The following is a 20,101-nucleotide window of genomic DNA, read 5'->3' as shown; positions in this document are numbered from 1 at the left end:
GCCTGCGTCCTCAGAGTTTGAATACGGTATCGATGACCACTGCGGACGAGCTGGCATCCGCATCGTCAGTGGCGAACCCAGTGATCTGGTAGATCGGCGTGATGTCTTCCAGTGGCCGCCCCATCTCCAGCGCCGATTCACCAATTACGCAACTGTCGATCTGCCTTACATTGACGGCAGAGCGAGTATCGTCGCGGCGCTCTACGGCCCAATCGGCCGGGTCGAATCCATCATCGCAGACCCGCGACACATCGCTGGCCTGCACCAGGCTCTCGTCGCCGACATCCTGGCGATTGGCGATCTGTTCCACCGTGCGCTCGGCTGCACGCACCACGCCTTCCGAATTCTGGAACGCCCGGTTGGCGGCTCGGTAATTGGCTGCCATCTTCTCCTGCATGCCCGCCACCTGCATGCCAGCGATACCCAGCAATGCCAGCAGGATGAGCATGATCAACGCGACATACAGCACCGCACCACGCTGCTGGCGGGGAGCGGTGATCGGCCTGAACGAACGCTGGAAATGGGCCATGATCAGTTTCCGAACAAGCGATTGCGCAGGGCAATCGAGACTTCATAACTGGAGCGGTAGCGACCGTCGGGCTTGTCACTGTTGGTGAACTCAACGCCGAGCACCGATAGCGCATTGGCCGATTGGGCCGAGGACGACGGCGATGGGCTGCGCGCCAGCAATCCGACCTGCACTTGCCCCACACGCAACCACTGTGCGGCACCTTCGGCATTGGCATCCGTGCTGACCCCGCCGGCTGCGGCGAGCTGGGTGATGTTGCCGGCCGGCGGAGCACTGATGCTGATGTTGGCGGTGTTGTCCAGGCCGTACATCAGTTGCAGGCTTTCGATGCCTTCCACCAGCTCTTCATTGATCTTGTACTCCCCATCGCTGTCTGCACGCGCTCGCCGCAGCCCAGGCTGTTTCGTCTCCGGATTGATACCCACGTAGTAGACCATCGACTCGGCGCGATAGAGCATCGTCTGCCCGGTTGGCTGCGCCACGTAGCGCGACAGATCCAGAGAGGTCGCAGTCACCCGCGCAGCGCTCAACGTGCCTGCGAACACATCGGCATGCCCACAGTCGGCGATGCCGAACAGAGTGGGCGTGCTGATGCCATCGCTGGTCAGGCGCGCGACGTGGTCACTATCCACGTCCAGGAGTGCATCGCCGCCATCGGAAGAAATCGCCGTGACCGGCACCCCCATGGGGGCGAAGAAGCGGAGCAACAGCACATCGCTGCCGCCGGCCGGTGCCGGGCTCAATCCGGCGATCGCAGCCGGCAGGCCTTGCGGCGCGGACCAGTCCGCGCCTAGCGCCAGACTGCCGCCGGGAGCCGTGCCGGGAGCGTCGAAGCCCTGGATGGAAACACTGAAATCCAACGGACTGCCAGCACCGGAGGTAGCACCAAGATGCGATACCGGGTCTCCCTGGTTCTTTACTACATGGGCCTGGTCGTTGACACAGCCCATGTGCCCGGCCATTCGGATGTCCCGCTCCAGGAAGTCCAACGCGAATCGTGCATTCTCCTGAACGCGGGATGCTCCCTCAGACAGGCGCGAAGCCGTCTGTGAGGCAATGAACACCTGGACCACACCCAGCATCAACACCAGGCTGATCACCAGCGCGACCATCAGTTCGACCAGCGATAGACCAGCCATGGCGGTACGACGTTTCATGGTCATGCTCACAATTCCGTCGCCAGAGCGAAGGTGGTGGCCTTGTCCGGATCATCCGGATCCCAGCGCTGGTCGCCCCAGGTGATCGCCACGTTCACCACACCCCCCTTGTAGGTCACCTCGGCGCCGGCATCGTCACCCAGCGCTTTTACAACCTGGCATTGCCAACGTTCAATCTTTGCACCAATAGCGACTTCGCCGGTATCGGCGGCGCACGCCTTCTCTGCGGTTTTGCTGCCTGCCGCAAACGACGCGGCGGTGTACCACGCCGCTTGATAGCGGTTGCTGCGCATCTGCTCGGTCAAGTCGTAGGCGAGATTGGTTGCCTGGGTACGGTAGTTGGCGCTCTGTACGAAGCGGACGTTCATGGTCTGCAGCAGGGCGAATCCCAGCAGGCCGAATGCCAGAACGATAATTGCAATCAGCACTTCCAGCAGAGTGAAGCCGCCCGCTTGGCGTGCACGGATCGAACGCGGGTTCATGAGCAGGTTTCCTTGGTGCTGCGGATCTGCCCAGAGGCATTTACCGTAAGAGTGCGTTTGTCCAGTGCGCCCTTGCTGCAGACATCCGGCTCCAGCAGGATCGACTGATCGCTGGCGGCCCTGCGGCGCCCCCGCCCATCGAAGGCGATCTCTTCCGACGGTCCACTCAGCTGCAGCTTGGGGCTGCCGCTGACGAACCGCAGTACGGTTTCCTCGGAGGACATCGTGCCATCACCATCGGTGTCAGTGAACGCCAACATGCCGGCAGACCAGCTACCGTCACAGCTCGCGCCGTCGCTGCTGCCACACACGCCACCGCCACGGTTGCTGCGAATTGCCTCGCTCCGCGCCAGGCTGAGCAGGCCCAGTACTTCATTGTTTGCCGACGCAACCCGATTGGAGCGGAGAGTGCCTTGGAAACTCGGAAAGGCGATCGCGGCCACGATCGCCAGCACGGCAACCGTGACCATCAACTCAACCAGCGTAAAGCCGTTTTGCCGGCGCAAAGACATTGGACGCTCCCCAGCGTGTTGATGGCCACGATGGGCCATCGTCCTGCCACCGGCAAGCGGCGGCAGGATGAACGGTCATTCCGGGGCGACGGGCGTCAACGCCTTGACGGCCCGCCCTCCCCTGCCTGTCCCGGCGCGATCCCCATCGCGCCGGCGCAGGCTCAGGCCAGCACCTGGTAGCAGGGCTGGTATTCGCCGGAGATCTTCATCCGGCGCTGTTCGACGAAGGCGCGCAGCAGCGCGTCCAGGGCCTGCATCATGTCCGGGTCACCGTGGATCTGGAACGGCCCGAACTGCTCGATGCGGCGCATGCCGTCTTCCTTCACGTTGCCGGCAACGATGCCCGAGAACGCCCGGCGCAGGTCGGCCGCCAGCGCGTGCGGGGCGCATCCGTGGTGCAGGTCCAGCGCGGCCATTGCCTCGTGGGTCGGCACGAACGGCTGCTGGTACTCCCACGGAATCTCGATCGACCAGTTGAAGAAGAACGAGTCCTTCTGTGCCAGGCGGTGCTCACGCACGCGCTTGATGCCGTTGGCCATCTTCTTTGCCACCGCCACCGGGTCGCCGATGACGATCTCGTAGCGCTCGGCGGCTGCATCGCCCAAGGTCAGGCGGATGAAGCGATCGATCTGCTCGAAGTACGGCGCCGCCACCGTCGGGCCGGTCAGGATCAGCGGGAACGGCAGGTCCTTGTTTTCCTCGCGCAGCAGGATGCCGAGCAGGTACAGGATTTCCTCGGCGGTGCCGACGCCACCGGCGAACACGATGATGCCGTGGCCGATGCGGACGAAGGCCTCAAGGCGCTTCTCGATGTCCGGCATGATCACAAGGTGGTTGACGATCGGGTTCGGCGACTCGGCCGCGATGATGCCCGGCTCGGTCAGGCCGATGTAGCGCGTCACGGTGCGGCGCTGCTTGGCGTGGGCAATGGTGGCGCCCTTCATCGGGCCCTTCATCGCGCCCGGGCCGCAGCCGGTGCAGATGTCCAGGCCGCGCAGGCCCAGCTCATAACCCACCTGCTTGGTGTACAGGTACTCGTCGCGCGAGATCGAATGGCCACCCCAGCACACGACCAGGTTCGGGTCGCCCGGGTTGAGGATGCGCGCATTGCGCAGCAGGCCGAACACCGCGTTGGTGATGCCCTCGGACGACTCCAGCTCGGCCGCGTAGGCCGGGCCCATCTCGATGGCCATGTAGGCCAGGTCACGCACCACGGCGAACAGCAGTTCGGCGACGCCGCGGATGATCTCGCCATCGACGAAGGCCATCGCCGGTGCATTGACCAGGTCGATGCGCACGCCGCGATCCTGCTGCGCCACCTGGATGTCGAAATCGGGATACAGATCGCGCGCCGCGCGCGGATCGTCAGAGGCACTGCCGCTGGTCAGCACGGCCAGCGCGCAGCGGCGCAGCAGCTCGTGCATACCGCCGGCAGACGCATCGCGCAGGCGGGCCACTTCGGCCCGCGACAGCACATCCAGCCCACCGCGCGGGTAGATCCGCGCGTCCTGCACCGGCAGTGCACGGGCTGATTTTTCGTTCGTGGTCATGTCCAATTTTTCGCTTCCTTCAAGGTTTCCGACTGTACTGCCACCCCCTTAAAAAGCAAAACGGCCGGGAAGCCCGACCGTTGGATGTGTGCTTCCCGCGTTCGCCTTTCCGGGACCGCATCGGCGGCGTTGGCACCGCGCACATTTCCGGATGCTACGCCGATGCCAGGTGACCTGCAAGGACTTTCGCATGAACGGAAAACGGCCGGGTTTCCCCGGCCGTTCGACAGAGAGAAGGCTCAGCCCTTGGACTGTATCAATGCATACAAGCCAGGTTACCTCCTGCAATCAAATATCGGCACAGGATTAGGATCGATGGGCACTGATGATGATGGATCAGTTATCTTCCAAGATTCATATGCAAGCCTCCCGTGGAGTTCCGGGATATCACGATAGGCTACGAAGTACTCCCCCCTATCCGAGTTTTCGTAGTAGTCAACTCGATATTCCAAAGGCAGTGAAAGGAAGCTAGCCAGCACCGCAGCATATCGCTCCTGCACCGGGGTATCGCAACTCATGTGCGCGCCGGAAACAAGAAGAAACGCATCCCCGCTCCGCCCCGAAGTGGACGTATCCCCCCCACCCGGATAGGTCGGAGTCGGGGGGCAGTAGCTTGGATTACACCAAGGATCCAAAGCACTGACCTTCGATGCCGCAGTCATACCCATACCAAATACGACAGATGCGATGATCACACTCAACTTCATGGCAACTCATCCTTGTTTTGATTCCAACGTTGAACTTCAGAACACTTCACCTACGGACGTCCACTTCTACACATTGCAACTTCACGGCTCGGCCAGAATCCTTCCAAGCAGGACTCCGCGCCCCCACTCCTCCAACCCACCCGGATTCACGCTCAACCGCTCGAAGAGTTCGAGCGCAGCACAATTGAACTCCTCCAGGGCACCTGGCGCACCATCAGCGGCCAGTTCGATCGCGTGAACAAATTCTCTTTGCATGACCTTTATATAGATCGCCAGGAAAGCAAAGAAATCACAGTGATAGTGGATCGAAAAGACGAACGCAATCGCTCGCATCAATCGACCATTTCCATCCTCGAACGGATGAATGATGTTGACTGTCAACAGCAGCGCATACAGCCGAACGATTGGCGCCATTTTTTCAGTGGCACCAATAATTCGAGACAGATGTGATTGAACATCGATATGTGCTGCAACGAAGCTCTGAGGTACATCCCTCGGACCGACCCATATTCGCCCGACCCGAAATCCGGCACGTTCCACAGCACCACTGGAAAATCTAGCGTGAATGAAGAGAAGTGAACGAGCGTGCATACTCAGGATGTTGCACTTTCCTGCAGACTTAAGGTATTCAGCACCTCGGCGACAGCGCAGGAAATGATCATCTGCAGAACGACAGCTCGGACAAAACCGCATTCGACATGAAAGCACACGAGCGAACAGCTCTCTCAGGCGTCGACTCGAGCAATGATCAGGAGCATTCTCCGGCAGTGCAAATTTACAATCCTGCAACCCTGCTATGGACGACTCCGGCAATCCGTACCTGACCTTCATTTCCGCCTTCCATGGGGAACCACACCGGTCACTTATATCGAACAGAAAATTACTTGTCCATCTCAAAAAAGAAACGGCCGGGTTTCCCCGGCCGTTTCCACTTACTGCTTCAAGCTCTGATGGATCAGAACTCGTAACGCAGGGTCAGCATTGCAGACCAACGCGAAACGACGCGTGACGGGTAGCCCGAGCTGAAATCGTACTCACGCAGTTCCTGCGGCGAGTTGCGACCCAGATCGTACTCGTACGAACCGTCGGCCTTGACCTTGCCAGTGGTCAGGTAGCGAGTATCGAAGTCAGACGCGTTGCGGGTCCGACCCCAGCTCTTGTCCAGCATGTTCAGGAAATTGTAGATATCCAGGCGCAGGATCGACTTGTGCTCCTTGAAGAAGCCCGGGAGTTCCTGCTGGATGGCCACATCCAGCTGATTGACCCACGGGTTGCGGGCACCATTGCGCTCGGCGACCGAACCGCGACGCGCTGCCAGGTACGGATTTTCGTCAATGCGGCGCTGGAACTCGGCGATCTCGTCGGCGGTTGCGGCGCGATTGCCCTTCACGTACGAAACCTTGGCGTCATTCAGCAGCGGGATGTACGCGGGATCCTGGAAAATGCCGTCACCGTTCATGTCACCATCAACCAGCCACGTGTAAGGCAGGCCGTTGCGACCAGTGTAGAAGCCGGTAATGCTGGTTTTGTAGTCACCGAAGAACGCGTGCTCCCAACCCAACGACAGCTTGATCTGATTGCGGATCTCGCGAGTGGCGGTGCCGGCATACTCCTCGTTCGGGTTCAGGCGCGAAACGAACTGGTAGCTCGACCAGGCCTGTGAACTGGTGTCCGAACCCACCTCCGTTGCCTTGGTGTAGGTGTAGGACAGGTTGCCGTACCAACCATTCGCCATCGGCTTGTCGAGCGAGAAGGTGACTGCAGTGGAGCTACCCTTGTCGGAGTTGGTCAGGTAGGTCGAGTTGGTGGTGTAACCCGGCTTGCTGCCATTGTTCTTCACGCCGCCCGGAGTGACCCAGTAGCTGTCACGACCGTCGAACAGCTGGCCGTTCGGCGTTCCGATATTCAGAGCGTTGTAGAACACTGCATCCTTGTTCTTCAGGTACTGCACTTCGACAGTGCCCACCAGCCCCATCCACGGCAGCTCATGATCGTAGCCCAGGCTAGCCTTCCAGACGGTCGGCAGTTTGAAGTCCGGATCAATGGAATCCATCTGCGCATTGGTCGGCGCGGCTGCACCGCTCGGGAACGGCTGGTTGAATGCATCCGGGCTGAACGCGTACTGGCCGTTGTTCGGAACACAGCCGCGAACCACGGTGTTGCCATAGGCGCAGAACGAAGCCGAGGTCATGCCGTTGTTCTGGTACGGATTGGCAAGCCAGACGAACGGCGGGACTGACTGGAACAGGCCCACGCCACCGCGCAGCTGCGAGTAGCGCTCGGTATCGAAGGTGTAGTTGAACGAGAAGCGCGGCATGATCACCTTATTGCTGCTGCCGAGCTTGTAGTCATTTCGGAAGCCGAAGGTTTCCTCGAAGCCCGGCTTGCGCGGCGGCGCCTTGTCGGCCTTCGGGATATTGGCGCGCACACCATAGGTGATCGACAGGTTGTTATTTACCTGCCAAGTATCCTGCAGGTACGGGCTGAACATGGTGAAACCAATCGCAGCTGCAGTGTCGGCTTCGGAGTACCCACCGATCGGGCGGCGCACATCGTAGCGGTAGTACTTGCCTGCTTCGAAGTCAGCGATGCTGTCAAAGGTATACACGCCGTGCAGATCTCGGCCATACAGATTCAACGCGTCGGTATCTTCATAGTCGAAACCACCCTTGATAGTGTGATCGCCAGCGTAGTAGGTACCAAAGATCGAGGCGGTCTTCTTCTTGGTGTTGATCGCATTCTCGTGTCGGTTGCGATCTTCACCCAGGCGCACACCGTTGCTCGAGCCAGACTGGGTGCTGGCCACACCCACATTGATGGTCGGCAGGTTCTGCGAAGCTCCCGAGACCTGTTCGAACTTCTGGTAGCTGAACTTGGCCTCCGTGGTGAAGTTGTCGGTCCAATCACTGAACAGCTGCAGTGCAGTGTTCTTGGTCTCGCTGGTCTTGGTGAACCAACGACTGGTAAGAATCACAGAATTTGCGTTGCTGTCGTACGGCTGCGGCAGCGACTCCTCAGTCTGCTGGTAGGTCAGGCTGGCGCGATGTGAGTCGTTGATGTTCCAGTCGATTTTGCCCAGATAGCGCTTGTTGGTCAGATTCACGCCACCGGCTGCACCATAGGTACCCGGGTCGATCCCGTACTTGTTCTTGGAAATGTCGATGACCCGGTCGATCTCCGCGCGGGTCACCGCACCAGTGCTCAGACCGTCGGAAGACGCCGCGCCACCGAAATCGGTGATTTCCTGTTCTTCATACGACCCAAAGAAGAACAGGCGATCCTTCAGGATCGGACCGCCCAGGGTGAAGCCCTTGGTGGTGTCCTTGCCGAAAGCATCGTAGTCCTCGCCGTTGCGCTTGCCCACCATGCTGTCGGCCTTCTTGTACACGTAGTACGCCGAGCCGTGGAACTCATTGGTACCAGACTTGGTGACCGCATTGATCGCGGCGCCGACCACGTCCTGAGACACGTCATAGTCGCTGACTTTGATGTCGTAGGCAGCAATCGTGTCCACCGAAATCGGCGAGCCGGTGTACGGCATGCCGTTGGCGTTGAGGCCGAACGGGTCACCCTGAGACAGGCCGTCGACCGAGATTTTGTTGTAGCGGTTGTTGATACCCGCGACCGAGATTGCGCCGGTGGCCTGGTCAGTCACGCTGATGCGCGGATCCAGACGAGCGACGTCATCCAACGAACGATTGCCCTTCGGCGCCAGCTCCAGCTTGCGGCCGTCAACCGAGGTACCCACGCCCTTGTTTTCCGAGCTGAAGACGCTCGAACCGGCAGTGGCAACAACGTTCACGGCATCCAGGTTCGTTGCAGCCAGATCACCGCCCAGGTTGGCGTTGACCGTGTTGACCTGGTTCAGGTTCAGGAAGACTCCCTCTTCGGTCTTGGTCCCTGCACCCGGCTTGGTGATGGTGATGGTATACGGGCCACCCACGCGCAAGCCGCGCGCGGTGTAGCGACCCGACGCATCGGTGGTGGCACGCGAAACGGTGCCCGACTCGGTGTGGGTGATGGTGACTTCAGCGCCGACCACAGGCTGGCCTGCGGCGGACATCACCTGGCCGCCGACACCGGCAGAGGTGCTCTGGGCGAAGGCGGGAGCGGCGGCGAGCGCAGCCACGAGACCAAGGGTGAGCTTGGACATCCGGAGTGGGTGGGTCATTTTTCGGTAGCCTCGATGCGAGTTGGCGATGGCGGAAAAAAAGCGCATCCAAACAGCCCTGCGGGTGGCTGGTCGGACATTTATCTGGGGTTCCCTACCGCTTGGCTGAAGGAAGCCACAACGGTTAACACTAGATTAACACGCTACGCCTTCAATGTGACGGTTGTGCGACAAACGGCACCGGATCGCAACGCAATCGTGACGGGTTCTTCACTCCGCCTTTCCCCGGCGCTCACTCGGCCGGGGACGCCCCGCTGGCATCGAGAATCCGGCCGCGCCAGGTGGCGCCAGCACCGGACAACAGGGTCACGGCCGCAGCGGCGGCGGCCTCCGGGCCTTGGGCGGCCGGGTCCTGGTCGACGGAATACGCCCGGGCCCGCAGGGCTGTGCGCAGTGGGCCGGGGTACAGGCCACTGACCCGTACCGGGCTGCGGCCGAGTTCGTCATGCAGGCTGGCGATCAGGCCACGCAGGCCATGCTGGGCCACACCGTAACCGCCCCAGTAAGCCTGCCCGACCCGGTCGGGGGCATCGACCGCAAACACCAGCGCCGCATCTTCGCGCTGCCGCAGCAGTGGCAGGCAGGCCTGGGCCAGCCAGGCCGGCGCGGTCAAGGTAACGTGCACCGCGCGGGCGAAACTGGCCGGGTCGGCCAGCTCGAACGGGGTCAGGCCCGGGAAGTGGGCGGCACAGACCAGCAGGCCGTCCAGCCGCCCCAGCTCGCGCTGCAGGGCCTGGGCCAGCTCGGCATAGTCATCAGGGCCGGCGCCTTCCAGGTCCAGCGGGTACAGCAGGGGTTCCGGGCCGACCGCCTGCACCTGGGCGTAGACACGGTCCAGGCGCCGCGGCTTGCGGCCCAGCAGGACCACGGTGGCACCGGCCGCTGCGGCCGCAACGGCCGCCGCACTGCCCAAGCCACCGCCAGCGCCTGCAACCAGCACCACGCGATCCTGCAACGGGCGGCCATCGAGCGCCCCGTCGGTCGGTGACGTCGATGGCCAGGCACTCATCCCTGGGTCGCCTCTTCGACGATGCGCTTGAGCTCGCCGGCTTCGAACAGCTCCAGCACGATGTCGCAGCCGCCGATCAACTCACCGTTGATGAACAGCTGCGGGAAGGTCGGGAGGTTGGAAAAGCGCGGCAGGTTGGCACGGATCTCGGGCTCTTCCAGCACGTTGACGGTGCGCAGGGTGACCGCGCCGGCCGCCATCAACGCCTGTACGGCGCGGCTGGAGAAGCCGCACATCGGGTATTGCGGGGTGCCCTTCATGAACAGCACGAGCGGGTAACGATCGACCTCGGCCTGGATTTGCTGCATTACCGCCACAACCACACTCCTTGCTTCGCCGGACAAACCGACCGTGATGGTCGGCTAGACTGCCCACGGTAGCCGCCATTGTAAGCGGATGGAACCGGCTGCCGCCGCCCCCCTGGCCACGAACCTGTCCATGCCTGTCGAATTGCCTGCCCTGCCCTACCTCTCCGGCTCCCTGCAGCCGCACCTGTCCGCACAGACCGTGGAACTGCATCACGGCCGCCACCATCGCGCCTATGTGGATGCGGTCAATGCCGGCATCCTCGGCACCGAGTGGGAGGAAGCGTCGCTGGAGGAGATCGTCCGCCACGCCCAGGGCACGCTGTTCGATGCCGCTGCACAGGCCTGGAATCACAGCTTCTACTGGCAGTGCCTGCGCCCGCGCGGCGGCGGTGAGCCGCAGGGGCGGCTGGGCGAGCTGGTCAAGCGCCAGTTCGGCGACGTGCAGCGCCTGCGCGAGGAATTCAACCGCACCGCACTGGGCTTGTTCGGCTCGGGCTGGGTGTGGCTGGTGCAGCATCCGGGCGGGCAGCTGGGCCTGCAGGCCACCCGAAACGCCGGCACGCCATTGACCGGCGAAAGTACGCCGCTGCTGTGCTGCGACGTATGGGAGCACGCTTACTACACCGACTACCAGAATGATCGCGCGCGCTATCTGGACGCGTTCTGGCAGATGGTCAACTGGGAATTCGCCGAGAGCCAGCTGCGCTGAGGCAGCGGCTCCGCCACGGGGTAGTGCCGGCCGCTGGCCGGCATCCCCATACGCGCACGACCATACCCGATCCGCCCGCCAGCGGCCGGCACTACCGGGAAACAGTACGGAGCTTCACGCGCTCTCGTGCGCGGCCACCGCGTCCATCACCCGTGCCGAGTACACCAGCGCGGCGCCTGCATTGAGCGACACTGCCACGCCCAGCGCCTCGGCGATTTCCTCGCGGCTGGCGCCGTGCTTCAGCGCTGCATCCACATGCACGGTGATGCAGCCGTCGCAGCGGGTGGTCACTGCCACCGCCAGCGCGATCAGCTCGCGGGTCTTGGCATCCAGGTGGTTGGTCTGCGCGCCGGCATTGGCCAGGGTGGCATAGCCCTTGACCGTATCCGGCGAGAGCTTGCCGATCTCGCCGATGCGGCCCTTCAGTTCCTTGCGGTAGGCATTCCAGTCGAGCATGGTCGTGACTCCTGTGAAAGGAGCTCCACGCTATCACCGGGAATGTTGCGCCGATGCCTGCACCGGCGCGCCACATCGTTGCATTGCCGGCCAGCGGCCGGCGCTACCGGGTTCAGCGGTTGCGCAGCGCGTGTACCGCCGGCGCCACCTGGGCCTGGCGACCCAGCTCCAGACCCACCTGGTCCAGTGCATCGGCCAGTGCATCAGCAGCATCATCGCGCAGCGTGGCATGACCGACCTTGCGGCCCTCACGCGGCTCCTTGCCGTAGTCGTGCCAGTGGCCGCTGGCCTGGGCCAGCACCGGCGCGGGGTCCGGCATCGCGCCCAGCCAGTTCAGCATGCAGGCATGGCCGAGCATGCGGGTGCTGCCCAGCGGCAGGCCCAGCACAGCGCGCAGGTGATTCTCGAACTGCGAGGTCTCGCTGCCTTCGATGGTCCAGTGGCCGGAGTTGTGCACGCGCGGCGCCATCTCGTTGGCCAACAGCTCGCCATCGCGGCAGAACAGCTCCAGCGCGAACACGCCGACATACTGCAGGTGCTCGGCGACGCGACGGGCATAGCCGATCGCGGCCTCGTGCTCGGCGGCCGACAACACGGCCGGCGCCACGCTGGCCGACAGCACGCCGTCGACGTGCCAGTTGCCGGTGACCGGCCAGGCCTCGAAGCTGCCATCGCGGCCACGCACGGCAACCACGCTGACCTCGCGCTGGAAGGCCACGAAGCCTTCCAGGATCAGACCAGTACGCTCGACCTGCGCACCCAGCGCATCCCATGCGGCATCGATGTCGGCCTCGCTGCGCAGGCGGAACTGCCCCTTGCCATCGTAACCGAGGCGGCGGGTCTTGAGGATGCACGGCAGACCGAACTCGGCAGCCTTCGCGGCCAACTCGTCACGGCTGCGGATGTCAGCGAAGGCCGGCAGCGGAATGCCCAGCTGCTGGAACAGGGTCTTCTCGCTCAACCGGTCCTGGGCCACGGCCAGTGCGGCCGGCGGCGGGTAGACCGGCACGCGGTCGGCCAGGAACTGCGCGCTGTCGGCCGGCACGTTCTCGAAATCGAACGTGACCACGTCGACCTTGGCCGCGAAATCCGCCAGCGCCTGGCGGTCATCGAAGGCACCGACGGTGAGCGACGCCAGCGGGCCGCTGCAGGCGTCGGCTGCGGGGTCGTACAGTTCGAAGCGCAATCCCAGCGGCGCACCGGCCAGTACCATCATGCGGGCGAGCTGGCCGCCGCCCAGAATGCCGACGGTCAGGCTCATTGGCGCGGATCGTCGTGGGCCATCACGTCTTCGGTCTGGCGTGCGCGGAACGCGTCGAGCGCCTGGCCGATCGCCGGCTGGTCACTGGCCAGCATCGCGGCGGCGAACAGCGCGGCGTTGGAGGCGCCAGCATTGCCGATGGCGAAGGTGGCGACCGGGATGCCGGCTGGCATCTGCACGATCGACAGCAGCGAATCCATGCCGTTGAGGGCCTTGGACTGCACCGGCACGCCCAGCACCGGCACGGCGGTCTTGGCGGCGATCATGCCCGGCAGGTGCGCGGCCCCGCCGGCACCGGCGATGATCGCGCGCAGGCCACGCGGGCCCGCCTGCTCGGCGTAACTGAACAACACATCCGGCGTCCGATGCGCGGACACTACCTTCACTTCGAACGGAACACCCAGAGCTTCAAGCTTCTGGGCGGCGTGCTGCATGGTTTCCCAGTCGGAACGGGAACCCATGACGATGCCGACAAGCGGCGCGATCGGGTTGGGGGTCATTGGCCGTCACCTGCCTTAAAGACGTATTCTAGCCATCTTCCACGCAAGACGAAGAACCATGGATCGCAAGCTGCTCGACCTGCTGGTGTCACCGGACACCCGCCAGCCCCTGTCCCTGCTGGATGGCAAGGGCCTGGAAGCCCTCAACAAGGCCATTTCCACCGGCGCGGTGAACAAGGCCGATGGCAACCCGCTGGCGCAGCCGCTGCGCGAAGCGCTGGTCACCCGCGACCGCAAGCAGGTGTTCCGCGTTGACGACGGCATCCCGGTGCTGCTGGCCGAGGAAGCCATCCCGACCGCCCAGATCGCCGACTTCCCGGCCGCATGAGCGCGCTGCCGACGCCGGATGCGGCCGTTGTCGCCGCCGATGTCGCGCGTGCGCTGGCCGAGGACCTGGGCAGCGGCGACGTCACCGCCGCCCTGCTGCCCGACCAGGCCGACAGCGCCTACCTGCTGTGCAAGCAGGACGGGGTGATCGCCGGCCGCCCCTGGTTCGACGCCACCCATCGCGCGCTCGACCCGGACGTGCGCATCGAATGGCATGTCTCCGAGGGCGACACGGTCACCGCCGGCACCGTACTGGCGCTGCTGCACGGGCGCAGCCGCAGCCTGGTGAGCGCCGAGCGCACTTCGCTGAACTTCCTGCAGACGCTGTCCGGCACCGCCACGACCACCGCGCGCTACGTGGCGGCTGTGGCCGGCACCGGCACGCGCATCCTCGACACCCGCAAGACCCTGCCCGGCCTGCGCCTGGCGCAGAAGTACGCGGTGCGCTGCGGCGGTGGAGAGAACCATCGTTTCGGCCTGTACGACACGGTGATGCTGAAGGAAAACCACATCCGCGCTGCCGGTTCACTGGCCGCAGCCGTGGCTGCCGCACGCCGGCAATGGCCTGGGTTGCCGCTGGTGGTCGAGGTCGAGGATCTTGCGCAGCTGCGCCAGGCGCTGGAGGCTGGTTGCGAACGCATCCTGCTGGATGACTTCAGCCCCGACCTGCGCCGCGAGGCGGTGCGCATCACGGCGGGCCGCATTCCGCTGGAAGTGTCCGGCAGCGTGGGCCTGGGTGGCCTGCGTTCGATCGCCGAGGACGGCGTCGATTGCATCTCCATTGGCGGCCTGACCAAGCACGTGCAGGCGATTGATCTGTCGCTGAAGCTGGGCCCGCCGCCGGGCTGAGGCCTGACCCGGTTCTCACACCCGGCGTTCACGACAGCGCTGCGACGCTGCGGTCATCCCCCACAGGAGCCGCGCATGCGCCGGATGCTCTTGCCTGCCTGCCTGCTGCTGGCAGCCGCCCCCTTGTCCGCGGCTGCCGCCGAAGCCTGCGATGTACCCCCACGCTTTGGCCTGAGCCCCTTGGCGGTGGCCATCCGCAACACCGCCTGCAACGAGCATCGGCTCTGGTATCGGCCTTTCATCGACCGCGATGGGCGCGCCGCCAGCCTCAGCGTCACCGAAGCAGAAAGCGACCACCTTGCCGACAACGGTCTGATCGCCTGGCGGCGCGTGGCCGGCTACTGGCGTGACAGCGGCACGCTCAACGCGATGGGCAGCATCGCGGGCGCCAGCAGCTGTCTGGCACCTCTGGGCACGCGCTACACCGACAGCGACTGCCGCGCCTTCCTGGTCGACAATCCGTGGTCGGCGGCGTTCATTTCCTGGGTGATGGTGCGTGCCGGCGTCCCTGGCTTCAACACCTCGCCGCGCCATATCGACTACATCCGTACCGCCTACCAGGGCGGCCCGTCAGGCGTGCCCTACCGGCTGGTCGACCCGGCCACGGCCAAGCCAGCGCCGGGCGACCTTCTGTGCTTCCTGCGCGACCGCAGCAGCACGCTCAGCTACAGCGGGCTGGTACAGGCACTGGGCAATGGCTCGGTCGGCCACTGGAAGTCGCATTGCGAAGTGGTGGTCGCGGCCAATCTCGGCGGCGACCAGACGCTGTACCTGGTCGGCGGCAATGTGATGAACACCGTGGCGATGCGCCTGCTGCCGCTGGACCGCACCGGACTGATCAAGCTGCCGCCCGCGCGCGAACGCAACAGCACCGGCATCGACCCCAGCTGCACGCCGGGCCGCGAGGACGAATGCAGCTTCAACCGCCAGGACTGGGCAGCACTGCTGCAGTTGACCGCCACATCACCGCTGGTGATGCCCTCGCCCACTGCGACGCCGATGCAGCCCGCCCCGACACCGCAACCGGTCATCGTGCCCGCGCAACCGGTATCCAGCGAACCGCAGCCGCGGCGGTGAATCCAGCGCTTGATCCAGCGCTCGTTCGCCGCCATCTTTGCGGAATCGACCTCTGACGGCTGACGCCATGCCCACCCTGCTGCTGTTGCTGATTGCCGGCGGAATCATCTACTTCTTCTGGAACGCTGCGCGTTCGGCCGCCGAGCGCGCGGTCGAGCTGGGACGCAATGCCTGCTGCGCAGCCGACGTGCAATGGCTGGACCAGGCGGTGCATGCCACCGGCCTGCGCCTGTCGCGCGGCGAGGATGGCCGGCTCGGTTTCGAGCGCACGTTCAAGTTCGAGTATTCCTACGATGGCATCGATCGCCACGTGGGCCGCATGGTGCTGCGCGGCGACCAGTTGATCTCGTTCACTGGCCCGGGCGCGGCGCGGATCAGCCAGATCCGGCCGGATGCGGAGGATGCCGAGGATGTCTAAGGGCTTTGAGTGCCGACCAACGGTCGGCACCCACCGGTAAATCCTGTAAAGGAAAACGCCGCCCATCGGGGCGGCGCCAGAGGGATTACTTGACCACGCGCAGGTTCGGGCGACCCTTGGGCGGCGGACTGGCCGGCGGGGTATCGTCCGGCGGCGTGCCTTCCTCATGCAGCAGTTCGTCGCTGGTCGGCGCAGTTTCGCTGCCTGGAATGTCATCCGGCAGTGCCATGCCCTGCCCGGTCTCGCGGGCGTAGACGGCCAGCACGGCGCTGATCGGCACCTGCACCGGGTAGCTGGTGCCGGAGAAGCGCGCCGAGAAGCTCACCATCTCGTTGTCGATCATCAGCCGCACGACAGCGCGTTCGGCGATGTTGAGCACAACCCGGCCATCCTTGACCGCCGAAGGCGGGACCTGCACGCCGGGGACGCCGGCGTCGACCAGGATGTGCGGGGTCAGCTGGTTGTCGTTGATCCATTCCACCAGCGCCCGCAGCAGGTACGGGCGGTGGCTGGTCATGTGGAAGAAGTCTTCGGTCATGCGTGAAGTGTACGCGCCCGGCGCCCCGCCGGGGCGGATCGCCTGCACGCCGGTCGGCGTGCAGACGGGTAAAGCAAGACGGGATCAGCCCGGCAGATCGCGCAGCTTCTTTTCCTGGTCGGTCAGGCTGCGGACAAAACCCGGGTGGCGGAAGATGCGGTTGCCGTAGTCTTCAATCGCCTTGCCGTCCTTCGGCAGCGGCACATCCAGCGACTGCAGGCGCCAGATGATCGGCGCCATCGCGCAGTCGGCCAGGCTCATTTCCGGGTTGAGGAAGAACTTGCTGGCCTTGAACAGTGGCAACGAGGCCGTCAGCAGTTCTTTCAGGCGCTTGCGACCGGCCTCGGCCTGGGTCTTGTTGCCCAGCTGGATGGCCTGCACCTGCGGTACCCAGTCGTGCTCGATGCGCAGCATGGCCAGGCGGATCCGTGCACGCGACAGCGGATCGACCGGCATCAGTGGCGGATGCGGATAGCGCTCGTCCAGGTATTCGCTGACCACCGACGCCGCGTACAGCACCAGCTCGCGCTCGACCAGGGTCGGCACCGAGTGGTACGGATTGAGATCGATCAGGTCTTCAGGCGGGTTCTGCGGATCGACCGGAACGAAGTCGAACGTGACCCCTTTCGCCGCCAGCACCAGACGTACACGGTGGCACAGCACATCGTCGTTCGAGGAAAACAGCGTCAGTGTATTGCGCATGCGTACGCTCGCCGCCATCAAAGGCTCTCCCACGACAGGAGACCGCCTGCCGCATCGGCGCCGCCGGCACCGTGCCAGCGGTCGACTCCTCCCCGAGTGTGCAACCGACCATCACAAAAGCCAATAGGCCCGTGTGATGGTCGGCGGCAGAATCAGTGAACGTCCTTCCAGTATTCCTTCTTCAGCAGGTACAGCAGGAAGGTCAACAGGGCCAGGAACAGGATCACCCACACGCCCAACTGCTGGCGCTTGAGCGCGGCCGGTTCACCGGCGTATTCGAGGAAGTTGGTGATGTCCCGCACGGCCTGGTCGTACTGGCCGGCATCCACCGAACCGGGCGTTTCGATGCGCAGGCCGGTCACCGGCGGGTCCATGCCGGGGGCCTCGGGCTTGCCATGCACGGCATGCTGCAGGCCCTGCATTTCCCACAGCGGGTTGGGCATGGAGGCGTTCGCGAACAACGCGTTGTTCCAGCCCAGCGGCCGGCTGGTATCAAGGTAGAACGACTTGAGATAGGTGTAGACCCAGTCACTGCCGCGCACGCGCGCGATCAGGCTGAGGTCCGGCGGCATCTTGCCGAACCACTTCTCGGCGTTCTCCTTGGGCATCGCCACCGGGATCGGGTCGCCGATCGCCGAGCCGGTGAAGTTGAGGTTGTTCATCACCTCTTCCTCGGTCAGGCCCAGGTCCTGCGCCATCCGCGAATAGCGCAGGTACTTCAGCGCATGGCAGCCGGAGCAGTAGTTCATGTACAGCTGCGCGCCGCGCTGCAGCGAGGCGCGGTCACCGAGATCGTTGCCGGCCTGCAGCAGCTTGGTGCCGCCCTCGGCGGCGGAGGCCAGGAAACTGCCCAGCATCAGGGCGGCCGTCAGGGCCAGCCGGACCATCCAGCGTTCAGTCATGGGTGGTCACCCTCTCCGGTACCGGCTTGGTCCTGTCCAACCTTGTCCATAGCGGCATGGTGATGAAGAACGCGAAGTACAGGAAGGTCAGCACCCGCCCGATGTAGGTCTCGTGCACATCGGTGCCGGGGCCGGAACCGATCACGCCCAGCCAGACGAAGCACACCGCCAGTACGCCCAGCATCACCTTCGAGATCCAGCCGCGGTAGCGCACCGATTTCACCTTCGCCTTGTCCAGCCACGGCACCAGGAACAGGATCGCGATGGCCGAGAACATCACCAGCACGCCGCCCAGCTTGTTCGGCACCACGCGCAACATCGCGTAGTACGGCGTGTAGTACCAGACCGGCTTGATGTGCTCCGGGGTCACCAGGCGGTTGGCCTCGGTGAAGTTGTCGTGCTCCAGGAACAGGCCGCCGAAACCGGGCGCGAAGAAGATGATGAAGGCGGCGATGATCAGCAGGAAGCCGGCACCGACGCCGTCCTTGAGCGTGTAGTACGGGTGGAACGGAATGCCGTCGGCCGGCGCGTTCGGCGACCAGCGGTTGCCCTTCGGCCCCTTCTTGATCTCCACGCCGTCTGGGTTGTTCGACCCCACTTCGTGCAGCGCGCCCAGGTGCAGCACCACCAGCAGCAACAGCACCAGCGGCAAAGCGATGACATGCAGCGCGAAGAAGCGGTTGAGCGTGGCGTCACTGGGCAGGTAGTCGCCCATGATCCACTCGGTCAGGCCGTTGCCGATCACCGGTATTGCGCCGAACAGCGAGATGATCACCTTGGCGCCCCAGAACGACATCTGGCCCCACGGCAGCACGTAGCCCATGAACGCTTCGGCCATCAGCACCAGGTAGATCAGCATGCCCAGGATCCACACCAGCTCGCGCGGCTTCTGGTAACTGCCGTACAGCAGGCCGCGGAACATGTGCAGGTAGACCACGATGAAGAACAGCGAGGCCCCGGTGGAGTGCATGTAGCGGATCAGCCAGCCCCACTCCACATCACGCATGATGTATTCGATGGAACCGAACGCCTCGGCGGCGTTGGTCTTGTAGTGCATCGTCAGGAAGATGCCGGTGACGATCTGGTTGACCAGCACCAGCAGCGCCAGCGAACCGAAGTAGTACCAGATGTTGAAGTTCTTCGGCGCGTAGTACTCGCTGACGTGCTTGCGGTACACCGGCATCAGGCCCGGTGCCCGGGCATTGACCCAGTCGGCCACGCCGCTGGCGGTACGGCTGAGGATATTGGCCATCAGGCAGCCCCCTGCGGATCGACACCGATGATGATGGTGTTGTCGTCCTGGTAGTGGTGCGCGGGCACCTTCAGGTTGATCGGCGCCGGCACGTCCTTGAAGACGCGGCCGGACATGTCGAAGCGCGACTTGTGGCAGGGGCAGAAGTAGCCGCCCTTCCACTGCGGGTCGTAGGGTTCAGGCCGGATCTCGGCGACCATTTCCGGCGAGCAGCCCAGGTGCGTGCACAGGCCGACCAGCACGGAGATGTCCGGCTTGATCGAGCGCAGCTCGGGGTTCTGCTTCAGCACGTACTCCGGCTGCTGGTCCTTCTCGCCGGACTCGGGGTCCTTGAGACGGCCGTCCAGCCCGTGCAGCGCATCGAGGATCGCCTTGGACCGTTTGACGATCCAGATCGGCTGGCCACGCCATTCCACGATCAGGCGTTGGCCTTCCTGCAGGGCGCTGATGTCGGCCACCACCGGTGCGCCGGCAAGCTTGGCGCGGGCACTGGGGTTCCAGGATTTGATGAAAGGAACTGCGGTGAATCCGACGCCGACGGCGCCCACCACGGCTGTGGTGGCAGAAAGAAAACGCCGACGTCCGGTGTTGACTGGATCGTGTACCCCATCGTTGGCCATCCGGCACTCCGATATTGATTAGGTAGCTTTAAGGCTGCCAGCGGATCCGGTGGGGGCCAGAGCCG

Annotated in this window: 22 protein-coding genes; 5 read left to right on the top strand and 17 right to left on the bottom strand. The window is 64.1% G+C overall.

Features of this window, described 5'->3' with window-relative positions; translation table 11 throughout:
* Positions 1-10 precede the first annotated feature (10 nt).
* From ACZK5G_RS07805 to grxD, 9 genes are all read right to left on the bottom strand, one after another.
* Positions 11-529, bottom strand: a complete 519-nt coding sequence (locus ACZK5G_RS07805; RefSeq protein WP_478465925.1) for a pilus assembly PilX family protein — start codon at positions 527-529, stop codon at positions 11-13.
* Positions 530-531: 2 nt separating this feature from the next.
* The gene (locus tag ACZK5G_RS07800; RefSeq protein ID WP_478445871.1) at positions 532-1,692 is read right to left on the bottom strand and encodes a PilW family protein; all 1,161 of its coding nucleotides are present in this window, start codon (positions 1,690-1,692) and stop codon (positions 532-534) included.
* 2 nt (positions 1,693-1,694) lie between these two features.
* On the bottom strand, positions 1,695-2,168 hold the full coding sequence (gene pilV / locus ACZK5G_RS07795; RefSeq protein ID WP_164079892.1) for a type IV pilus modification protein PilV: 474 nt from the start codon (positions 2,166-2,168) through the stop codon (positions 1,695-1,697).
* On the bottom strand, positions 2,165-2,680 hold the full coding sequence (locus tag ACZK5G_RS07790) for a GspH/FimT family pseudopilin (protein WP_164079891.1): 516 nt from the start codon (positions 2,678-2,680) through the stop codon (positions 2,165-2,167). Before ACZK5G_RS07790 ends, pilV begins: the two co-directional genes overlap by 4 nt.
* Positions 2,681-2,841: 161 nt before the next feature.
* On the bottom strand, positions 2,842-4,230 hold the full coding sequence (gene ppnN, locus ACZK5G_RS07785) for a nucleotide 5'-monophosphate nucleosidase PpnN (protein WP_478465923.1): 1,389 nt from the start codon (positions 4,228-4,230) through the stop codon (positions 2,842-2,844).
* Positions 4,231-5,018: 788 nt separating this feature from the next.
* Positions 5,019-5,768: a Fic family protein gene (locus ACZK5G_RS07780; RefSeq protein ID WP_164079890.1), complete on the bottom strand. Its 750-nt coding sequence runs from the start codon at positions 5,766-5,768 to the stop codon at positions 5,019-5,021.
* 124 nt (positions 5,769-5,892) lie between these two features.
* Positions 5,893-9,108, bottom strand: coding sequence for a TonB-dependent receptor (locus ACZK5G_RS07775; protein WP_478465921.1), 3,216 nt, complete (start codon positions 9,106-9,108; stop codon positions 5,893-5,895).
* 232 nt (positions 9,109-9,340) lie between these two features.
* Complete coding sequence (locus tag ACZK5G_RS07770) at positions 9,341-10,117, bottom strand: SDR family NAD(P)-dependent oxidoreductase (protein WP_049399918.1); 777 nt, start codon at positions 10,115-10,117, stop codon at positions 9,341-9,343.
* Positions 10,114-10,434 carry a Grx4 family monothiol glutaredoxin gene (grxD, locus tag ACZK5G_RS07765; protein WP_005408852.1) on the bottom strand — a complete coding sequence of 107 codons (321 nt, stop codon included), beginning with the start codon at positions 10,432-10,434 and terminating at the stop codon, positions 10,114-10,116. Before grxD ends, ACZK5G_RS07770 begins: the two co-directional genes overlap by 4 nt.
* 121 nt (positions 10,435-10,555) lie before the next feature.
* Between grxD and ACZK5G_RS07760 the strand changes: the two genes are divergently transcribed.
* Positions 10,556-11,134: a superoxide dismutase gene (locus ACZK5G_RS07760; RefSeq protein ID WP_164079887.1), complete on the top strand. Its 579-nt coding sequence runs from the start codon at positions 10,556-10,558 to the stop codon at positions 11,132-11,134.
* Between the two features lie 114 nt (positions 11,135-11,248).
* Here the strand turns inward: ACZK5G_RS07760 and ACZK5G_RS07755 are convergent, their stop codons facing one another.
* The 3 genes from ACZK5G_RS07755 to purE all read right to left on the bottom strand — a co-directional run bounded on the left by ACZK5G_RS07755 (position 11,249) and on the right by purE (position 13,351).
* Complete coding sequence (locus tag ACZK5G_RS07755) at positions 11,249-11,590, bottom strand: carboxymuconolactone decarboxylase family protein (RefSeq protein ID WP_004152082.1); 342 nt, start codon at positions 11,588-11,590, stop codon at positions 11,249-11,251.
* 112 nt (positions 11,591-11,702) lie between these two features.
* The gene (locus tag ACZK5G_RS07750) at positions 11,703-12,851 is read right to left on the bottom strand and encodes a 5-(carboxyamino)imidazole ribonucleotide synthase (RefSeq protein ID WP_478465919.1); all 1,149 of its coding nucleotides are present in this window, start codon (positions 12,849-12,851) and stop codon (positions 11,703-11,705) included.
* A complete protein-coding gene (purE, locus tag ACZK5G_RS07745) occupies positions 12,848-13,351 on the bottom strand; it encodes a 5-(carboxyamino)imidazole ribonucleotide mutase (protein ID WP_005412808.1) in 504 nt (167 codons plus the stop codon). Before purE ends, ACZK5G_RS07750 begins: the two co-directional genes overlap by 4 nt.
* A gap of 58 nt (positions 13,352-13,409) precedes the next feature.
* Between purE and ACZK5G_RS07740 the strand changes: the two genes are divergently transcribed.
* The 4 genes from ACZK5G_RS07740 to ACZK5G_RS07725 all read left to right on the top strand — a co-directional run bounded on the left by ACZK5G_RS07740 (position 13,410) and on the right by ACZK5G_RS07725 (position 16,022).
* A complete protein-coding gene (locus ACZK5G_RS07740) occupies positions 13,410-13,679 on the top strand; it encodes a Trm112 family protein (RefSeq protein WP_032128883.1) in 270 nt (89 codons plus the stop codon).
* Positions 13,676-14,527, top strand: a complete 852-nt coding sequence (nadC, locus tag ACZK5G_RS07735; protein WP_049463565.1) for a carboxylating nicotinate-nucleotide diphosphorylase — start codon at positions 13,676-13,678, stop codon at positions 14,525-14,527. The genes ACZK5G_RS07740 and nadC overlap by 4 nt, the downstream gene beginning before the upstream one ends.
* Positions 14,528-14,602: 75 nt before the next feature.
* Positions 14,603-15,604 (top strand): DUF2272 domain-containing protein, encoded by a 1,002-nt coding sequence (locus ACZK5G_RS07730; protein WP_478465918.1) that lies wholly within the window; start codon positions 14,603-14,605, stop codon positions 15,602-15,604.
* 67 nt (positions 15,605-15,671) lie between these two features.
* Complete coding sequence (locus ACZK5G_RS07725) at positions 15,672-16,022, top strand: DUF3301 domain-containing protein (RefSeq protein ID WP_478465916.1); 351 nt, start codon at positions 15,672-15,674, stop codon at positions 16,020-16,022.
* An 85-nt stretch (positions 16,023-16,107) separates the two neighbouring features.
* Here ACZK5G_RS07725 and ACZK5G_RS07720 read toward each other — a convergent pair whose 3' ends face one another.
* The 5 genes from ACZK5G_RS07720 to petA form a co-directional block, all read right to left on the bottom strand.
* Complete coding sequence (locus ACZK5G_RS07720) at positions 16,108-16,560, bottom strand: ClpXP protease specificity-enhancing factor (protein ID WP_019659028.1); 453 nt, start codon at positions 16,558-16,560, stop codon at positions 16,108-16,110.
* An 84-nt stretch (positions 16,561-16,644) separates the two neighbouring features.
* On the bottom strand, positions 16,645-17,280 hold the full coding sequence (locus ACZK5G_RS07715) for a glutathione S-transferase N-terminal domain-containing protein (protein ID WP_032128879.1): 636 nt from the start codon (positions 17,278-17,280) through the stop codon (positions 16,645-16,647).
* Positions 17,281-17,414: 134 nt separating this feature from the next.
* A complete protein-coding gene (locus tag ACZK5G_RS07710; RefSeq protein WP_478465915.1) occupies positions 17,415-18,164 on the bottom strand; it encodes a cytochrome c1 in 750 nt (249 codons plus the stop codon).
* Positions 18,157-19,416, bottom strand: coding sequence for a cytochrome b (locus ACZK5G_RS07705; RefSeq protein ID WP_032128877.1), 1,260 nt, complete (start codon positions 19,414-19,416; stop codon positions 18,157-18,159). The genes ACZK5G_RS07710 and ACZK5G_RS07705 overlap by 8 nt, the downstream gene beginning before the upstream one ends.
* Positions 19,416-20,036, bottom strand: a complete 621-nt coding sequence (gene petA, locus ACZK5G_RS07700; RefSeq protein ID WP_010486121.1) for a ubiquinol-cytochrome c reductase iron-sulfur subunit — start codon at positions 20,034-20,036, stop codon at positions 19,416-19,418. The genes ACZK5G_RS07705 and petA overlap by 1 nt, the downstream gene beginning before the upstream one ends.
* Positions 20,037-20,101 lie beyond the last annotated feature (65 nt).

Source organism: Stenotrophomonas sp. 62841_Sma, assembly GCF_056482945.1.
Note: the sequence above shows the minus strand (reverse complement) of the source record. Positions and strands in the feature narration are given on the sequence as shown.